15 protein-coding genes are annotated in these 17472 nt (G+C 43.0%); 12 read left to right on the forward strand and 3 right to left on the reverse strand.

All coding sequences use genetic code 11. The annotated features are described in order from the left end of the window. Positions 1-15: 15 nt before the first annotated feature. Positions 16-1566, forward strand: coding sequence for a fatty acid--CoA ligase (locus JOC33_RS12400; RefSeq protein ID WP_205092836.1), 1551 nt, complete (start codon positions 16-18; stop codon positions 1564-1566). 392 nt (positions 1567-1958) lie between these two features. On the opposite strand, the gene JOC33_RS12405 is transcribed toward JOC33_RS12400, so the two are convergent. Continuing rightward, on the reverse strand, positions 1959-2366 hold the full coding sequence (locus JOC33_RS12405) for a M67 family metallopeptidase (RefSeq protein ID WP_205092837.1): 408 nt from the start codon (positions 2364-2366) through the stop codon (positions 1959-1961). Between the two features lie 10 nt (positions 2367-2376). After that, complete coding sequence (locus tag JOC33_RS12410; protein WP_205092838.1) at positions 2377-3618, reverse strand: hypothetical protein; 1242 nt, start codon at positions 3616-3618, stop codon at positions 2377-2379. A 412-nt stretch (positions 3619-4030) separates the two neighbouring features. On the opposite strand from JOC33_RS12410, the gene JOC33_RS12415 reads away from it, so the two are divergent. The 5 genes from JOC33_RS12415 (at position 4031) to JOC33_RS12435 (ending at position 8810) form a co-directional block, all read left to right on the forward strand. Next, the gene (locus JOC33_RS12415) at positions 4031-4675 is read left to right on the forward strand and encodes a BMQ_0737 family morphogenetic spore coat protein (RefSeq protein WP_205092839.1); all 645 of its coding nucleotides are present in this window, start codon (positions 4031-4033) and stop codon (positions 4673-4675) included. 162 nt (positions 4676-4837) lie between these two features. Continuing rightward, on the forward strand, positions 4838-5413 hold the full coding sequence (locus tag JOC33_RS12420) for a hypothetical protein (protein WP_205092840.1): 576 nt from the start codon (positions 4838-4840) through the stop codon (positions 5411-5413). Then, positions 5406-5714: a hypothetical protein gene (locus JOC33_RS12425; protein WP_205092841.1), complete on the forward strand. Its 309-nt coding sequence runs from the start codon at positions 5406-5408 to the stop codon at positions 5712-5714. The genes JOC33_RS12420 and JOC33_RS12425 overlap by 8 nt, the downstream gene beginning before the upstream one ends. A gap of 84 nt (positions 5715-5798) precedes the next feature. Continuing rightward, positions 5799-7001, forward strand: coding sequence for a coiled-coil domain-containing protein (locus JOC33_RS12430; protein WP_205092842.1), 1203 nt, complete (start codon positions 5799-5801; stop codon positions 6999-7001). Positions 7002-7364: 363 nt separating this feature from the next. Then, positions 7365-8810, forward strand: a complete 1446-nt coding sequence (locus JOC33_RS12435) for a carbon starvation CstA family protein (RefSeq protein WP_205092843.1) — start codon at positions 7365-7367, stop codon at positions 8808-8810. An 86-nt stretch (positions 8811-8896) separates the two neighbouring features. Here JOC33_RS12435 and JOC33_RS12440 read toward each other — a convergent pair whose 3' ends face one another. Then, entirely contained in the window at positions 8897-9694 is a 798-nt protein-coding gene (locus tag JOC33_RS12440) for a LysM peptidoglycan-binding domain-containing protein (protein ID WP_205092844.1), read from the reverse strand. A gap of 257 nt (positions 9695-9951) precedes the next feature. Here JOC33_RS12440 and eutB point away from each other — a divergent pair, with 257 nt between their 5' ends. The 6 genes from eutB to JOC33_RS12470 all read left to right on the forward strand — a co-directional run bounded on the left by eutB (position 9952) and on the right by JOC33_RS12470 (position 17471). Next, positions 9952-10935, forward strand: a complete 984-nt coding sequence (gene eutB, locus JOC33_RS12445) for a hydroxyectoine utilization dehydratase EutB (RefSeq protein ID WP_338054512.1) — start codon at positions 9952-9954, stop codon at positions 10933-10935. A gap of 24 nt (positions 10936-10959) precedes the next feature. Continuing rightward, the gene (locus JOC33_RS12450) at positions 10960-12636 is read left to right on the forward strand and encodes a PucR family transcriptional regulator (RefSeq protein WP_205092845.1); all 1677 of its coding nucleotides are present in this window, start codon (positions 10960-10962) and stop codon (positions 12634-12636) included. A 226-nt stretch (positions 12637-12862) separates the two neighbouring features. Continuing rightward, positions 12863-14068, forward strand: coding sequence for a M24 family metallopeptidase (locus tag JOC33_RS12455; RefSeq protein ID WP_205093087.1), 1206 nt, complete (start codon positions 12863-12865; stop codon positions 14066-14068). Between the two features lie 12 nt (positions 14069-14080). Then, positions 14081-15046, forward strand: a complete 966-nt coding sequence (locus JOC33_RS12460; RefSeq protein ID WP_205092846.1) for a cyclodeaminase — start codon at positions 14081-14083, stop codon at positions 15044-15046. Positions 15047-15048: 2 nt separating this feature from the next. Continuing rightward, the gene (locus tag JOC33_RS12465) at positions 15049-16248 is read left to right on the forward strand and encodes a cystathionine gamma-synthase family protein (RefSeq protein ID WP_205092847.1); all 1200 of its coding nucleotides are present in this window, start codon (positions 15049-15051) and stop codon (positions 16246-16248) included. A gap of 17 nt (positions 16249-16265) precedes the next feature. Continuing rightward, positions 16266-17471: a M20 metallopeptidase family protein gene (locus tag JOC33_RS12470; RefSeq protein ID WP_205092848.1), complete on the forward strand. Its 1206-nt coding sequence runs from the start codon at positions 16266-16268 to the stop codon at positions 17469-17471. The last annotated feature ends 1 nt before the right edge of the window (position 17472 follow it).

Here is a 17472-nt window from a genome sequence, read left to right on the forward strand (position 1 = left end):
GGGATATCAGCCAAAATGGGACCTACTTTACGTAGTATGTTCGAGCAAACCGTTGATAAATATCCGAATAAAGAAGGTTTAGTCGATTTGAGGCTTCAGGTGAGATGGACGTACAAAAAGTGGAATGAGGAAGTAAACAGGCTTGCTAACTCATTGCGGGCATCTGGTGTAGAAAAGGGAGACCGTGTTTCCACAGTACTATTTAATACAGCTGAATTTGCCACAGCCCTTTTTGCCTGTATGAAAATCGGAGCAGTATTCAACCCTGTCAATTTCCGCTTGACGGCCAAGGAAATCACTTTCATCTTGAATGATGCAAGTCCTAAAATTGTCATATTCGAAAAAGCTACTTATCCGCAGATTTCTGAAGCTGCTGAAGTGACAGATGGACCGGAATTTTGGTCTATTGATCAGCACGACCTTGATTTTGCTGTGAATTATTATGACCAAGTAAAAAGGTCCGCTTCAACAAATCCTCCCTGTTCTGTGGAAGAAGATGATCTTTATGCCATCATGTACACATCGGGAACGACTGGTCTCCCTAAAGGTGTCCTTCATACCCATCGTGACATGATTGATCAGGCTTTGATAATGGGGGCGGTTATGCATGTGACAGAAAAAGAAAGAGGTTTAAGCGTCGCGCCGATGTTCCATTGTGCTGAGCTTCATTGTGCCTTTTTTCCAAGGGTGATGATGGGAGGAACGAATGTCATCCTTCACCATTTCGAGCCTGATACTGTTATTAAGACCGTCAAAGATGAATCGATTACTTCTTTTTTTGCTGCCCCGACAATGTGGAACATGATGCTTCAAGAAGACCTGTCCCAAGCCGATTTCTCAACATTGAAAAAAGGATTATATGGTGGTGCGCCAATGGCTCCAGCCTTAGTCAAAAAGCTTTACGGGACACTTGGAATCCAGTTACTGGAGGCTTATGGAATGACAGAAATGGGTCCTGCTATTACGGTTCTTAAGGAAGATGAACAACTGGAAAAAGCAGGATCGGCAGGACGTGCCCTATTGAATCATGAAATACGTGTGGCAAGGACAAGGAAGGACGGTCCTGCTGATCCTGACAATTTATGTGTTCCTGGGGAACTGGGAGAAATCATTGTGCGTGGACCAAGTATGATGACTGGCTACTACAACCGTGGCGAAGCGACGGAAGAGGTAATGTATAAGGGATGGTATCATTCCGGCGACATTGGTACTTTTGACGAAGATGGATACCTGTGGGTCAGCGATCGTGTGAAAGATATGATTATCTCTGGAGGCGAAAATATTTATTCCAGGGAAGTGGAGGATGTGCTATTTGACCATGATAAAGTTATGGATGCAGCGGTTATAGGTGAGCCGGATGAATTATGGGGAGAACGAGTAGTAGCTTATATTGTGAAAAAAGAAGAGAGATTAACAGCTGAAAAACTAGATGCTTTTTGCACAGCAGATGATCGGCTTGCACGTTATAAGCGGCCACGACGTTATGTGTTTGTTGATGAACTGCCAAGAAACGCAAGTGGAAAGCTGCAAAAATTCAAACTCCGGGAAAAGGCAGGGAAACAGTAATCATAATGTGCTTGTTTCCGTTAAAGTTTCATGGTATTTAGAAGAAGAGGTTAATGAAAATGAATAAAGACTAATTTAACAATAGAAAAACTCCTTTTCCAGGTGGGAAAGGAGTTTTTTTATAGAATATATATAAATGATAAATGTTTAGTTAATAAAGACCGTACATGTATCCCATTCGGAGGTTCAACAAAAGGTCTTGTCACTATCTTTTCTTACCGCAGCATCCGCCTTTTTTCAGAGGCCTTTTTTTAATTGCAGATGAATCAATCACGATTGGCTCATCTTTGTTATAATTTGGCTGTTTCTTCACGTTTCTAATTCTCAAAACTTACATCTCCTTTTGTCTTGTTAGTGTATTATAATCTCCTCAAGCTAAAAGGTCAGGGCTATCATGGAGTTTTTATGAAAAAAGGGCACTCCATATAACCGTTGTTGATCACCTGATAGCATTTCATTTCGGGATGCTTATATTTATAAGAAATAATGACCATTTTGATTTCCTCTTCCTGGTGGTTGTGTATATCCATAGAAGAAGGAACAGGTGCTGTTGTAGGGTGAGAGTGATAGACAGCTAGAACCTGTTCCTTACGTTCAGATATATATTTCAGCGTTTCTTCGACTACCTGTTTGCTCACAAAGAAACTCTTTTCAGACTTCCGCTCATTTTCCAATTTCCAAATTGATTTTACCTCGCTGCCGAAACCTGCCAGTAAACCGCAAACTTCATAAGGAAGGTTGGCGCTTCCGTGAAGAATCATTTCCTCATAGATCGGAGTTGGAATAATAAATTTGTTCATGATTGGATCACTACTTTTTCTGGAATATCGAAAATAAGGAAGAAAATTCGATACGCTTGGTAGTGGTTTCTTCATCTTTTGCAGAGACCTCAGAGGATTCTTCGGATGAATGGGTTTCCTCAGCTTTTAATGTTGGTTCTGGTTTGTTTTTACTGTTAACTTCTTTTTTATTCTCAAGTTTGTCAGTAGAGTTTTTAACTGTTTCGGTAGTTTGTTTTCCATGCTCTTGAATATCCGATTGTTTTCGGGCTGGTAATTCAAATTTCTGTGATTTTATTTGTGTTTTTGTCTCTTCTGACTGATCAGCTTGCTGGGATTCTGTTCTAGCATCAATGGCTGCTTCTTGTGCTTTAACTTCTTTTTGCGTTGCTTCGGATTCTGAGGTCTTTTCCTGATGTGTTGTTTCATTTTCAGCTGATGATGATTTCATTACAGGATGTTGTTCGTTCATTTCAGCCGTCATATCTGGTTGGTTGGCAGCTTCAGCAGGGCTTATGCCGTAGTCCGGCTCATCGTTTTTTTTTCCTTTTTTGTCTGATGGCCGTCGCATAATGTTCCTGTTTAATTCCCATTCTGAATAAGCCCCATTTCCTTTATATCTGGCATTGTTAATGTTTTTGCCTTGTTTGTTTGACGAGGAGCTCACGTGTTGGGAACTGTTTCTGCCATAGCCATACCCATAGTCATAGGAAGACTTGTTAGTCAGCCCAGTTTTTTTTTCTCCGGGTGGCAGCTGAATTTGCCGGGATGTGTGGATCATATTACGTAATTGATTATAGGATGAAGGTCTTCGATTATTGGAGTAGCTCGCTTGAGGTGCTGATTCCGTTTCTGTCCTGACTTGCTGCTTTAAGCTTTGCAATTCCTCTTTTAAAGCATAAAGTTCCTCTTTTTCTTCCTGTTTTGGGGCAGGGGGGTTATTCAGTATAAGGTTGAGTTTATCCATAATCATATTGACATCTTGCTTCAAATTATCAACAGAAGAGTTGACTGATTGAATCTGAGCCGAAATGTTCTCCACCTCTTGCTCATAATCCGTAATTTGCCTACCTTGATATTCCTCCATTTTCTTCATTACTCCTTCTAATTTTGACAATTGATTTTTTACGCCAAAAATTTCGCGCTTGGTAAGAAGGTAGTCGTCTATAGCCTCGCCAGCTTTCAAAGACATTAAGGTGTCCTTGTAAGTCGCGAGTTTTTCTTTTAGCTGATCAATATCCTGAGTGTTATATAACCTGTAACGTTCCATCACTCATCACCCTTTTTCAGCACATTAATATACTATTTATGGATTACCAATCCGTGACAAATGTGCCAGGTTTTCAAACCATAAAATACGCTGCGGGTCACCAAATCATTCCTATATTCATTAATATGCTAGTGTAGGCGGTTTTAATCTTTTGCTGCAGCAGACTTTTCCCAGTAAAAATTTTCGCTGTTAAATTATGCATAAATGGAACGTTTAAGCCAATGCAGTCAAAAGGGTTGAAAATGCAGTAATGAAGGGATTTAATCGGGTTCACGGAGAGGTACCTTTCATTCGGGACAAAAGTACAAAGTAATTAATTTGCTCAAAATTCCGCTTAATCATTATACCCAAATCCCCAGATGGTCATATGCTACGAATGAAAACAAAATAATCTTATTCGGAGGTGTTTGCTATAATGCAAGCAAAAAATCTTAGTGGAGGCCAGGAGCTTCTATGTATTAACACAGAAAAAGTCTACGACTGGATCTTGAACGAAGCTAACTTCGAACTGATCCTTACAGATGAAGACTTACCGATCGTGGACGAAGAAGCACTGACGTGTGACGATATCATTCTTGATGAAGTTACTTGTGAAGTAACTCCGGACCCAGTCACTCCTTTTGAGGAATTGAGCAGGGAGGACCGTTCGTTTGTCATCGATGGCACCTTGATCACACTTCAACTAGTGACAATTCGGAAAAACTTCGTAGTAACGCTTACATTCCCGTTAGTAGCAGGCGGTGCTGACGCTACAGCAGAATTCCCATTCTCCCGCTGTGAGCAAGTAGTTCTATGTGCTCCGACTGGTACAGATATCGAAATCACATTTACAGAACTTGACTGCTTTGTATGTGACTTTGACTGTGATGTCGACGGTACTTTCGACGCGGTCATCAATGTACGTCTTTGCCAAAGCATCCAGTCTACTTTTGATGTGACACTTGAAATCGTCGCTGATTTCTGTGAGCCAAGGGAAGAGCTTCCAGTTCCATCATGTCCGGCTCCAACCATTCCACCACAATGCCCAGTCTTGTTCCCGAACGACGACAACGGCGAATAACAATTTTTTATCAAGCATAAGGATAAAGAGAGGTCTGCTCCTCTCTTTATTTTTTTTATATTTAATTATTGCAAGGTGTCCCTCCATGCAGGAAAAATTTAAGATTCCTACACATTCACGAACGGGTGGGCGAAGGCAAGTTTTACTAAGGAGGTGAATGGAGTGGGGAATAAACTGGCTGATCTTCAGGATAAGCTGGATCAATGGCAGACGGCGAATTCTTCCTACTTACAGGAAATAAAAACAGCTGTAACCAGACTGAAAACTCCTCAATATTTTCAGATTATCAGCTATTTTACATATTCATTGAATGTATCCCATGATTCTGATCTTGACAGTATCTGCCTTGGCAACTTCTACATCGAGAACCTTGGAAATCAGCCGTTGGAAAAGCCGTATATCTGCCTGAAAATATCAGAAGGGGCACCTTTCGAATTTTCAGGAAGATATGTTTATGAAACTTCCAAACTGAAACGAAAAACACCGGATGCATGGGAACGAATCAATGACCAGACCAATAAAGAAGAATATTGGTTGAGACCGTTAGGAAAACAGACTTTGCTGCCTGGAGACAAACTTCACTTTTCTAATTTTCAGTTGAAATGGCTCGCGAAGGGTTCCTATTCCGGCAGTCTCATGGGATTTATTTATGGGGATCAGGTTAAGGAAGGCAGGAGCGCATTAAATCAAATAAATATCAGTGGAACAGCAAAGGAGCGAGGGGAAGAGCATGAATAAGCGGGATGGAAGGGAAAGCTTGTTGATCAAACAGCTACTGAGAGAGTACATGCAAGCCCACCTGGAAGAAACCAAAGAAAAACGTGACAGCAAGAATAACAGCTTTGTCTTTTTAGAAAACAGTACACTGAACATGCTCCTCATCTATCTATTAATGCAAATGGATAATCAAGGGACCCCAGGAGAAACAGATAATGGAAATTTCGATTTTGCGGGGGATCTGGAGAATATTCTGGATGAACGGATGGATGAGGATGCAAAAGCTTTTGAGGAAATCATTTCCATATTGAAAGAAGCGTAATGTCAGAAGTAACCTTCCTGGGTGTATGACATATAGATGAAAGTAACGTCAACATTTTCATTAAGACTACGGGAGGTTACGGTAGTGAAGAAAAATACGACGACTGATCCCATTCAATTACAGCAGAAAATCATCCACTTCAAATCTGAGCTTGCCAAATATAAAGAAAAGGTGAAAGATTACCAGGACAATTATCATTACTCACAATTAGAGCAACTTAAGGAGCAGAACAATAAGCTCCGAGAAGAAAAGGAAGAAGCTGTTAATGATATTCAAGCATTACAACAGGAAAGTGACAAACGGAAGAAGCGTTTTGAAGATGAAGTATTAACCGCAAGGCAGCAGCAGGAAGCACTTTTACAGGAGAAGTTAGATTTTCAAAATAAGATTACCAGAATAGAAAAGCTGAATCAGGAACTTGTGGGTCAGGCTAAGGCTCGAAAAGAAGAAGCCAATGAGTTAAAGGAGCGTTTATCACAGCGGCAAGGTGATATTGCCCATTTACAGGCTAAAAACAAGAGTATTCAGGAAGAATTGCAAAAAAAAGGCAGCGAATTTCGTTTAGTAGAGCAAAATCTTCGCGAGCAGCTGTCCTACCTTCACAAAAATAAGCAGACAACCGCTGACAGATTAACAGAACTGGAATTTGCCAATGAAAAATTGAAAAAAATGGTCGTTCAGCTGCAAAGTGAATGCAAGCAGTTGAAAGAAGACTTAAAAAATGCAAGTAACGCTAATCACAAACACGAAGAGGAAAAAGCTGCTTTAATGAAGCGTATCAAGGACCAGGAAAAACAAGCAGATGAGCAGGGGGAAGAATTTGCGCAACAGCTTGATCAGTTTCGTGCTGCCAACAGGGAATTGGAGCACCGGCTTGGAGAGTATGTGCAAAAAGAAAAAGAATGGAAAAATAAGGATCAGCTTCTTAAGAAAGAAAATTCTGAGCGGGAAGAAATAATTAGAGATAAGGAAGAGGTAATCAAAGCCCTTGAAGAAGGGAATAAGCTGCTGAAACAGCAGAATGGTAAATTACGAGAAGACATACAACGCTTGTTGAATGCTGAGGAAGAACAAACAGATGATAGTGAGGGAAATCTGCTTGTACACTTAGATAATCAAATCAAAAATCTTCTTGGGCAGACGTTCGAGTATGAGGAGGAGCTTGATTCCAAAATCATATTCATGAACATTCTGGAAAATAAACTCCAAGAACTGACAGGTGAGATTGAAGAGATAAAAGGTATGGACGACGAAGAAGCGTCAGCAAATAATAATCAGACAGAATGAACGATGGAACTCCATCGTTCTTCAGCTTGTAGAGAAACCCCCGCGTTTTTCTACAAGCTTTTTTACTTGCCGCCAGGAGCGAAGGACCCTTCCCTTTCCGCGGATGAGCGCCCGAGCTTCCTCGTGAAACCCACGCTCGGCGATTTCGGCTCCCTCGTTCTTTTGCAGGAGTGGAAGGGTTCCGCTTTTTGGAAATGAATTTATAAACAACTGTATTTCTTGAAAAGACACAGACTGGCAATAATTGTCTCTCCACTAGGGAAGAATGAAGAATTATAAAAACTTTCAGAATTTATGTTGTTTTTTTGCAACGGACGATATAGAATACTCCCTATCATGTATTTTTTGAGGGGAGGCACAGCGATGCTTACATTTATTGCATCCGTCATACTATTGATCGCAGGTTATATATTTTATGCTAAGGTGGTTGAACGGATTTTTGGAATCAATGACGACCAAAAAACACCTGCATATACACATAATGATGGCTTTGACTACATGCCAATGAGCTGGTGGAAGGCCACCCTGATCCAGTTGTTGAATATTGCTGGGCTTGGACCGATCTTTGGGGCAGTCATGGGAGCTCTCTATGGTCCCGTTGCCTTCATTTGGATTGTAATCGGATGTATATTCGGCGGGGCAGTCCATGATTATTTTTCCGGAATGCTTTCCCTGCGACATAATGGCGCACAATACCCGACTTTGGTTGGGAAGTATTTAGGGAAACCTGCCCAATCTATGATTAATCTATTATCGATCGTATTGATGATTTTAGTTGCGGCAGCATTTACAGCTGGACCTGCAAAACTGATGTCTGAAGTTACACCGCTTGGTTTTACAACGTCTTTATTCGTTATTTTCGGTTATTTCCTTTTAGCAGCCATATTGCCTGTAAATAAGGTGATTGGAAAAATTTATCCGATATTTGGTGCCATTCTTATTTTTATGGCAGTTTCAATCGGCATCGGAATGTTCTTTTTTGATAATCCCATCCCTAATTTGACTTTGAGCAATCTTCATCCGGACGAGCTTCCGATGTGGCCGTTATTAATGGTAACCATCTCCTGTGGTGCTATTTCCGGTTTCCATAGCACACAGAGTCCGATTCTGGCCAGGACGCTGAAAAAAGAGAGTGAAGGACGAAAAGTATTTTATGGTGCCATGATTGGAGAAGGAATCATTGCCCTGGTGTGGGCAGCGGCAGGTATGGCTTTTTTCGGCGGCACTGGCGGACTTCAAGAAGCACTCGGTTCAGGTGGGCCGGCAGGTGTCGTCAACGAAATCAGTAAGACGACCCTGGGAACACTAGGTGGAGTTCTGGCGATTCTTGGTGTTATTATCCTTCCGATAACGACAGGAGATACTGCATTAAGGTCTTCACGGATGATGCTAGTTGATTTATTGAATCAATTTCGAAAAAAAGAAATTACATCTAAGTGGGCGCCTATATTGATGGTGATTCCGGTAGCATTGCCTACCTTTTTGTTGACCCAGATGGATTATAGTTTCTTATGGCGCTATGTAGGCTGGTCCAATCAGGTCGTAGCGACAGTCATGTTGTGGACAGGTGCCATGTATTTGCTGCATACAAAAAAATTTCACTGGATTTGCAGCATACCGGCATTATTCATGACAGCCGTCGTGAGTACGTATATCTTTTATGCGCCAGAGGGATTCGGAATGGCCTACGAAACTTCCATGGTTTTCGGCTCGATCGTATGGCTGGCAGTTGCTCTCTGGTTTGTCAAACAACTATTCAAATTCCGCGGTGAAGGTTATCAAGATGTGGAGAAGAGAAGAGCAGGATAAACATAAAAAAGCCTGGATTCGGCAAAGCCGATTTTCAGGCTTTTTTTGTGGTAAGAGGTATTTCCTTTAGGTAAGAAACGGGGGATTTAAAACTTAATAGTTATTTTAAGAAGGTCCTGCATGCTTCCATCTTTCGCACTTCGGCTGTAAACCCACAGTTCGCCAGTTTGAGTTGCAGGCTGGCGGTCGAAGAGTACAGGTACACTAAACCAGCCATAAGCAGGTGCCCCTGCGTTTGTCATGGTGAACCGCTCATCAGTGATTACTGCACCATTTGCATCGCGTACCTGATAATTGACCACAGCTTCGAATACCCGTGCGAACCCTTCCAGCAGCTGACCATTTTGAAACTTCATCCCTGGATAAGGGTTTACGACAATGATATTTCTCGAAGTGGGTAGTGGAATAATCAGCTGGTATCCCTGCCATATGATATCTGGCTGGAACCCAGTTCGATCAGCATTTGCCTCTAGTATCGCTCTGATCGGGACACCCAATGTACGAGAGATTCCAAAAAGGGTATCGCCACTCCCGATGTTATACCCGAAAGCAGGTACATAAAGAGGCTGACCTGGATAAATCAAGCTGGGATCAGCTATCCTGTTGATTCCTGCAACCAAATCAGGATGGGCTGAAAATGATTCTGAGACATCGAACAATGTATCACCAGGCTGGATCATGTACGACATTAATTCAACAGGCTGCATTGTTGGTATAACCAGCACATCTTCCGGATAAATGAGTCCCGCATCTGTCACCGGAGGGAATAAATGATTAGCTGTCTCTAATGCAGAAACAGAACTTCCAAAGCGATTAGCAATGGCATAAAGTGTATCCCCATCCTGTACGGTATAAATATAACTTTTCTGAAAAGCAATTGGCAATTACAGCACCCCCTGGTTATTAAAATATGGCCGAAACAAATTCCCAAGAACGTAAATAGCTAAAATGAGCTCCATTTCAACAATTATAAAATTTGTCGAAAAAAGCGAAATTTCGTTGTTTTAGGAGGTTAATAGCTATAGTGAATCCATTTTTGTGAATTATCTTTTAAATGCGTCATATTGCTGATAATTATGAATTGACTGATAATTATATTTATATATATACTTCAGTAAAGGTACTTAAGGTGGTGCATGAGGTGGAGTTTGTAAAAATAGCTGGGATGAACACTCAAGATATATGGAGAGCAAAAGCGCGGATCCAACAAGTGGTCGAACGTACGCCATTAATCTACTCTGAAATGCTATCCAGCCATACGGGCGGCAAAGTATACCTAAAGCTCGAGAATTTACATCCAACCGGAGCGTTTAAAATCAGAGGTGCAGCTAATAAAATACTTTCATTATCTGAGGATCAAAAGAAGAAAGGCATAGCAACTTTTTCAACTGGGAACCACGGAATAGCAGTTGCCTATTTGGCTGGAAGACTTGGCGTACCTGCAACGGTGTGTATTTCCAGAAGAGTGCCGAAGGAGAAAGTCAATAAACTGAAGAAACTAGGAGCAGAAGTAGAAATTATTGGTGAGAACCAGGATGACGCCGAGAAGTTTTGTTACGAATTAGAAAGAGAGACAGGAGTTACAATCATCAAGCCATTCGACGATAGGGAAGTGATTGCTGGACAAGGGACGATTGGCCTTGAAATCCTCGAACAGCTCCCAGAGATTGACCAGGCAGTTATCCCACTTTCAGGAGGAGGTCTGCTTTCGGGAATTGGTCTCGCCTTAAAATCTGCATACCCATCAATTGCTGTCACAGGTGTTTCCATGGAAAAAGGAGCAGTCATGCATGAAAGCTTGAAGCAGGGACGACCAGTAGTTCTGAAAGAATCCGACACGCTGGCTGATAGTTTATTAGGTGGACTAGGACCCGAAAACCGCTATACCTTCCAGATGGTACGAGAACTTATTGATGATAGTGAGCTAGTTTCTGAAACTTTTATCGCTAAAGGGATAATGTTCATGCTGGAATATCATAAAATGGCTATAGAGGGAGCTGCCGGAGCAGGTATCGGGTGGCTGCTGCATGAAAAAACGCAATGGAAAGGCAAAAATGTCGTTGTCATTGTCAGTGGGAATAATATCGATCATTCTACGATCCGTTCATTGATGGAGCGGTATTAGTTTACAGGTGCCGAGGTGTTCCATATGGGATTAACTGTAAAAGATATCATGCATTTTCCGATTATGGAAATGGCAAAGGTGAAGGCTGGCAGGTCTGTCCTGGCTGATAATGAGGTGGATTGGATTTCAGTCATTGAAACACCTGTCGAAAATTTCGTCAGAAGCAATGAGTTTGTGTTGAGTACGGGCATCGGTTGTGAGAATGACCCTCTGTTATTAGAGGAGTATGTAAAAGACGTTATTAAATCTGGTGCCTCAGCCCTGGCTTTTGCGACTGGAAGGTATATTTACGATATTCCCGACCGAATCATTCAATTAGCTGACAAAAGCCGGCTTGTCATCATTGATCTCCCTTGGGAAGTGAGATTCGGTGACGTTCTTCAGGTTGTCCTCGAAGAAATCAGCCAGGAAAAACAGGCGGATAGGCAGCAGGCTGAGGAAATCAGACAGCAGCTGATCACCTGTGTTCTCGATGGAAAAGGATTACAGGAAATTACGGCGCTCTTATATAAGCATACGAAGATTCCGATCGCCATCAGTGATGACAGGAAAAAAATACGAGCGAATCATGCCTTTGATGTCAACATTCTTAAAGTGATTAATGGGGAAAAAGAAGGGCATGTTCAGTTAATTCCTCAGACGGATATCCAGTTTAGTGAGCATCCGCTCTATCATCATATTGAGGAATATATCGTCGATCAGCAAACTTGTTTTCAATTGACCATTCTCTCCAATCATAAAAAGCAGGGATACCTGCTATTTCAGCCGGAAGACAGGCATCAACTTACATGGCTGGTCATGAATGTTCTCGAGCATGCATTAACCGCTTGTGCGTTGTACTTTCTACAGGAGAATGCTATCGAGATGACAGAAATTAGACTGCGTGACAATTTTTTGCTGGACCTTGCAAAGAAGGACAATGACATCAATAAGCAGATGCTTTCCCGCGGCCAGCTGCTCGGATATGATTTGACCCGTTCATATATTTGTATCGTTGGGCAGATAGATTTTACAGAAAAAAATGAAAAGCTGAAATCCACAGATCGTCCGGCTGCTTCTTCTATGCAAAGCAGCAATTATTATATCCAGAAAGAAATCCATAAAGCCGGTGATATTTTGAAGCGGAGAGCGATGGCAACGTTTGAAGAAGGGGAGGTCATCATTTACCTCGAAGCAGACCAGCATCCCTATATGGAGACAGCGAATCAATTTTTGGATATGATTGACCGCCGATTGAATGATCTGCTTTCCGGGATGGATATATCCTGGGGAATCGCAATCCATAAAGATGGACATTTTGCCTTTCATAAAAGCTATCAGGAAGCAAAAACTGCATTGGATATCGGCATACAGCAAAACGGAAAAGGGGAACGGACATTTTTCAGTGATACGCGCATTAACAGGTTACTGATGGCATTATCCCGGGAACCTGAAATCAACTCGATTGTGAAAAATACGTTGTCTGCATTGGTGGAATACGATAAGAAAAGGCAGACAGACCTTATCCAGACTTTTCTCGTTTACAGCAAATATAACTCAAACGTAAGCCAGACTGCCCGTGCTTTGCACCTTCACCGCCAGTCACTGCTCCATCGCTTAAGAAAAATTGAACAGCTGACCCAGCTGTCGTTAGTCGATTCGGATGATTTTTTCCTGCTTGAACTCAGTGTCCGATTGTGGATGCTGAAACAAGATGTATGAAGAAGAAATCCAGAAACCCCTCAGGGAACCTGAAAAGGCCGCCCAAGGGGTTTTATATTTGGTAAAAAAAGGCGCCCCAGGAGAACCTTTTTTTGGTAAATCATTTTGTATAATGCCCACGCACGTAAGTTCATACAGTTTGAACATTACATCCTGGCAAACCACAGAATACAATGAAAGTAAGAATAGAAATAATATTCTGTAAGTGTAAGGAGGGAATATGATGATGCTTCCGTTTGATATTTTAGAGTACCAGGACCGCTTAGAGAAAACGAAGCGGCGTATGGAAGAGAAAGGGATAGAGGTGCTGTTGATCACGGACCCTGCAAACATGAATTACCTTACAGGCTATGACGCATGGTCCTTTTATGTGCATCAAATGCTGGTGATTATTATTGACGAACCGCAGCCATTATGGATCGGGCGGTACCAGGATGCAGGAGGCGCCAGGAAAACGACATGGATTTACGATGAGAACGTCATTGCCTATCCCGATTACTATGTGCATTCCCGCCACTGCCACCCGATGGACTTTGTCGCTCAGATTCTGGGACAGATCGGTCAGGGGAACCGGACGATCGGGGTGGAGATGGATAACTATTACTTCTCAGCCAAGGCATTCGCCCAGCTGCAAAAATATTTACCAAACGCTACTTTTGTGGATGCGGATCTGCTCGTCAATGGCGTTCGGATCATCAAATCTGATCAGGAAGTCGAATATATGCGTCGTGCCGGTAAGATCGCTGAACATGCCATGATGAAAGGAATTGAAAGCATAAGGGAAGGCGGACGAGAATGTGATACGGCCGCAGAAATATATAATCAATTGATCAAAGGGACGCCGGAGCATGGTGGAGATTATCCATCCATTGTCCCGTTGCTGCCTTCTGGAGAGAATACGGGAATTCCGCATCTTACCTGGACAGAACGCACGTACCTTAATGGTGAGGCGGTAATTATCGAGCTTGCCGGTTGTTATAAACGGTATCACGTACCACTTGCCCGGACTGTTTCGATCGGTCAGCCAAGCGAAGATATGCAAGCGCTGTCAAACATTGTGACAGAGGGAATTCAGGAAGTACTGTCGGCAATCAAGCCTGGGATGACCTGCGGTGATATAGAAGCAACCTGGCGAAACAGCATTGCAAAGCACGGGATAGAAAAAGAATCAAGGCTCGGCTACTCCGTCGGTCTAGGATACCCGCCTGATTGGGGCGAGCATACAGCAAGCCTGCGAAAAGGAGATACCACTGTCCTGGAGCCGAATATGACTTTCCATTTGATCCCGGGTCTCTGGTTCGACCATCATGGCATCGAAATCAGTGAAACCTTCCGGGTCACGGAAAATGGCTGTGAGTTATTCACTAATTATCCTCAAGGATTGATTGTCAGAGATCCGCTTAGCATCAATCCTACCGATAAAATCAGCTAGGAGGTGTTCAGTGTGGATTTGATTACACGTAAAGAAATTGAAAAAGCGATACAGCTGGATGAAACAGTGATTGAAGTTGTCGAATCCGCATTCCGTGATTTAGTGGAAAAACAAGTGCAAATGCCCCCGATTATGCGGATTGATGTTCCGGAAAATAATGGGGAAGTCGATATCAAATCAGCCTATATTGCTGGCTATGATACGTTCGCTGTCAAGCTCTCCTCGGGGTTCTTTGACAATTATAAGCTTGGCTTGCCGAGTGCGAATGGCATGATGCTGCTGCTTAGTGCGATTACTGGTGAACCAAAAGCTGTTCTTGCAGACAATGGGTATTTAACCGATATGCGGACAGCGGCTGCCGGAGCGGTCGCTGCCAAATACCTTTCCAGAGAAGACGTCAAGACAGTCGGAGTGATTGGTACAGGAGCACAGGCAAGGTACCAGATCCAAGCACTGAAGCTAGTCCGGGATTTTGAAAAAGTTCTCGTCTACGGACGTACTCCTGAAAAAGCGGAACAATATAAGTCCGATATGGAGCACTTACTAAACATCCCGGTGGAAATTACTGTTTCTCCCGGGGAGCTGGTGGAACAGTGTGATCTGGTGGTTACGACTACTCCTTCGGCAGAGCCGGTTATTATGGAAAATTGGCTCCATCCTGGGCTGCATATTACGGCAATGGGGTCTGATGCTGAGCATAAGCAGGAACTTTCCCCGGAGGTCCTCCAGAATGCTGACATCGTTGCCTGCGATGTAAAGGAGCAGTCACTCCGCCTTGGGGAATTGCGGTCCTGCAGGAATCAGGAGGTTATCGAAAGTTCCATCGAATTAGGTGAAATTATCAGCGGACGGAAAAAAGGGCGCTCCAAATCCGAGGAAATTACCATTTGTGATTTGACTGGAACAGGAGTGCAGGATACAGCAATCGCAAGATATGCTTTTGAAAAAATTGAAAAACAAGGGAAAGAGGAGGAATAAATATGAAAAAAACAAACATCGGTACACGTGCAATTTGGGCTGGAGAAAAGGATTCACTCGCATTCGGAGCTACACAGGTTCCCGTCGTACACAGTGTTTCTTTTGGTTACGATGATATGGACGAGTGGTATGATGTCGCGGTAGGTAAAAAGGAAGGTCATATTTACGGCCGAAATACGAACCCGACAGTCCAGGCTTTTGAAGAAAAGATCAGAATTCTCGAAGATGCCGAAGCAGCTACAAGCTTTTCCACAGGAATGGCAGCAATCAGCAACACACTAGGCACTCTGTTATTCCCTGGTGACCGTATCGTTTCTATTAAAGATACCTACGGTGGTACAAACAAAATCTTCACTGAATTCCTGCCAAAACAGCAAGTAGAGGTTGTCTTATGTGATACGGGTGATCATGAAGCTATTGAAGAAGAAGTAAGAAAAGGCTGCAAGGTTCTATATCTGGAAAGCCCGACGAACCCTACTGTGAAAATTACAGATATTAAGCGGATGGCAAAAGTTGCAAAAGAAGTTGATGCTATTGTGGTGGTTGATAACACGTTTGCTACACCAGTCAACCAAAATCCACTGGCACTAGGCGCGGATTTAGTTATCCACAGTGCAACAAAGTTTCTTGGAGGGCATGCAGACGCATTAGGCGGCGCGCTATGTGGAAGCAAGGAGTTAGTGGAAAAAGTGTATCACTACCGTGAGATCAATGGGGCGACACTCGACCCGATGGCTGCCTATCTTCTATTACGCGGCATGAAGACATTGAAACTCCGTATTGACAGACAAAATGATAATGCCTTGGCAATTGCACGTCATTTGAAAACATTTGAAGCTGTCGACCAGGTTTTCTATCCAGGATTAGAGGAGCATAAGGGACACGACATTGCCAAAGAGCAAATGAATGGATTTGGCGGTATGCTCAGCTTTTCAGTTAAGGGCGGAATGGAAACAGTCAGAAATCTGCTTCCAAAACTTAAATATTCCAACCGTGCTGCCAATCTTGGTGCTGTAGAAACAATTGTCGGTCCGGCGCGTACGACCAGTCATGTAGAATGTACGCCTGAAGAACGCGCGGCCATGGGTATTCCTGAAGGATTGGTAAGGTACTCAGCGGGAATTGAAGATATCGAGGACTTGAAACATGATTTAGACCAAGCATTCCAATCACTTAAATCTACGGTTACGGTGAATGGCTGAGCAAGGGAGGGATCCCAATGCAAATCAAACATGACAGCATTACCCTGAGCGCTGAATTTTTAAAACCCGAACTCCTCCGGTGGCGGCGTCATTTACACCGCCACCCGGAGCTGAGTTTTAAGGAAATAGAAACGAGCAGGTTTGTCAGAAAGGAACTTGAAGCCATAGGTGGACTTGATATCCGTTCCGGTATCGGTGGTCATGGGATTGTGGCTACACTGTTTGGTGGAGAAGGTCCAGTTATCGGATTACGTGCAGATATGGATGCACTGCCGATCGAAGAAAACTCAGGGGTAGAATTTCAATCAGAAAACAAGGGAATCATGCATGCTTGTGGGCATGATGCCCATACTGCCATGCTCTTGGGAGCTGTAAAACTACTGGCTGAAGAAGCACATGCAGGGAATTTAAATGGTACTATTAAATTCATTTTTCAACCGGCAGAGGAAAATTCTAACGAAGACGGCCTTACAGGTGCGCCCCTTATGCTGGGTTCTGGTGTGCTTGATGATATTCAGAAGATCATCGCACTTCATGTCTGTCCTTGGCATCATACTGGTGAAATACAGGTATGTGATGGCCCGAGTATGGCGAATATCGATAATTTTCATCTAACCATCAAAGGAACTGGAGGACATGGTGGATACCCCCACCTTGGCACAGATCCGGTCTGGATGAGCAGCTATTTTCTACAGGGGTTATATAGCTTGATGAGCCGGAAAGTCGATCCTCTGGAAGCAGGGACAATCAGCGTAGGGGAAATACATGGCGGCAAATCACCAAACGTTATCCCGGACCATGTGGTGATCAGCGGCACCATGCGCTCGCTATCCTCTGATGTTCGGACTTCACTGGTAAATGAAATCAATCAGTTGGCAGAGGTAATCAGCAGCCTGGGAGGCACCTATGAGCTGAAGATTGAAAAAGGTGAACCTGCACTGAATAACAATTCTTCAGTCAATGAAGTGATAAAAGAATCAGCCAGGCATCTTTACCCCAATGTAAAAATTCACGAAAGACCATTCGGGATGGGTGGGGAAGATTTTTCCCATATGACAAATGCCATTCCCGGCGCAATGTTCTTCCTTGGCTGTTGGAAAAAAGGCGCGCCTCAAAGTAGTCTTCATACTAGTGATTTTCAACTTGACGAACATGCGCTTCCAATCGGTGTTTCGATTCTCGTTGAAAGTACACACCGATTATTAAAACAAGGGGGGAAATAGG

Source organism: Thalassobacillus pellis (assembly GCF_016908295.1).
Lineage (GTDB): Bacteria > Bacillota > Bacilli > Bacillales > Halobacillaceae > Thalassobacillus > Thalassobacillus pellis.

What these genes read in the sequence shown, in the direction of transcription:
- JOC33_RS12400 (WP_205092836.1), top strand. Translation starts at nt 16, where the DNA reads ATGGGACCTACTTTACGTAGTATGTTCGAGCAAACCGTTGATAAATAT.
- JOC33_RS12405 (WP_205092837.1), bottom strand. Translation starts at nt 2,366, where the DNA reads ATGAACAAATTTATTATTCCAACTCCGATCTATGAGGAAATGATTCTT.
- JOC33_RS12415 (WP_205092839.1), top strand. Translation starts at nt 4,031, where the DNA reads ATGCAAGCAAAAAATCTTAGTGGAGGCCAGGAGCTTCTATGTATTAAC.
- JOC33_RS12425 (WP_205092841.1), top strand. Translation starts at nt 5,406, where the DNA reads ATGAATAAGCGGGATGGAAGGGAAAGCTTGTTGATCAAACAGCTACTG.
- JOC33_RS12435 (WP_205092843.1), top strand. Translation starts at nt 7,365, where the DNA reads ATGCTTACATTTATTGCATCCGTCATACTATTGATCGCAGGTTATATA.
- JOC33_RS12450 (WP_205092845.1), top strand. Translation starts at nt 10,960, where the DNA reads ATGGGATTAACTGTAAAAGATATCATGCATTTTCCGATTATGGAAATG.
- JOC33_RS12455 (WP_205093087.1), top strand. Translation starts at nt 12,863, where the DNA reads ATGCTTCCGTTTGATATTTTAGAGTACCAGGACCGCTTAGAGAAAACG.
- JOC33_RS12465 (WP_205092847.1), top strand. Translation starts at nt 15,049, where the DNA reads ATGAAAAAAACAAACATCGGTACACGTGCAATTTGGGCTGGAGAAAAG.
- JOC33_RS12470 (WP_205092848.1), top strand. Translation starts at nt 16,266, where the DNA reads ATGCAAATCAAACATGACAGCATTACCCTGAGCGCTGAATTTTTAAAA.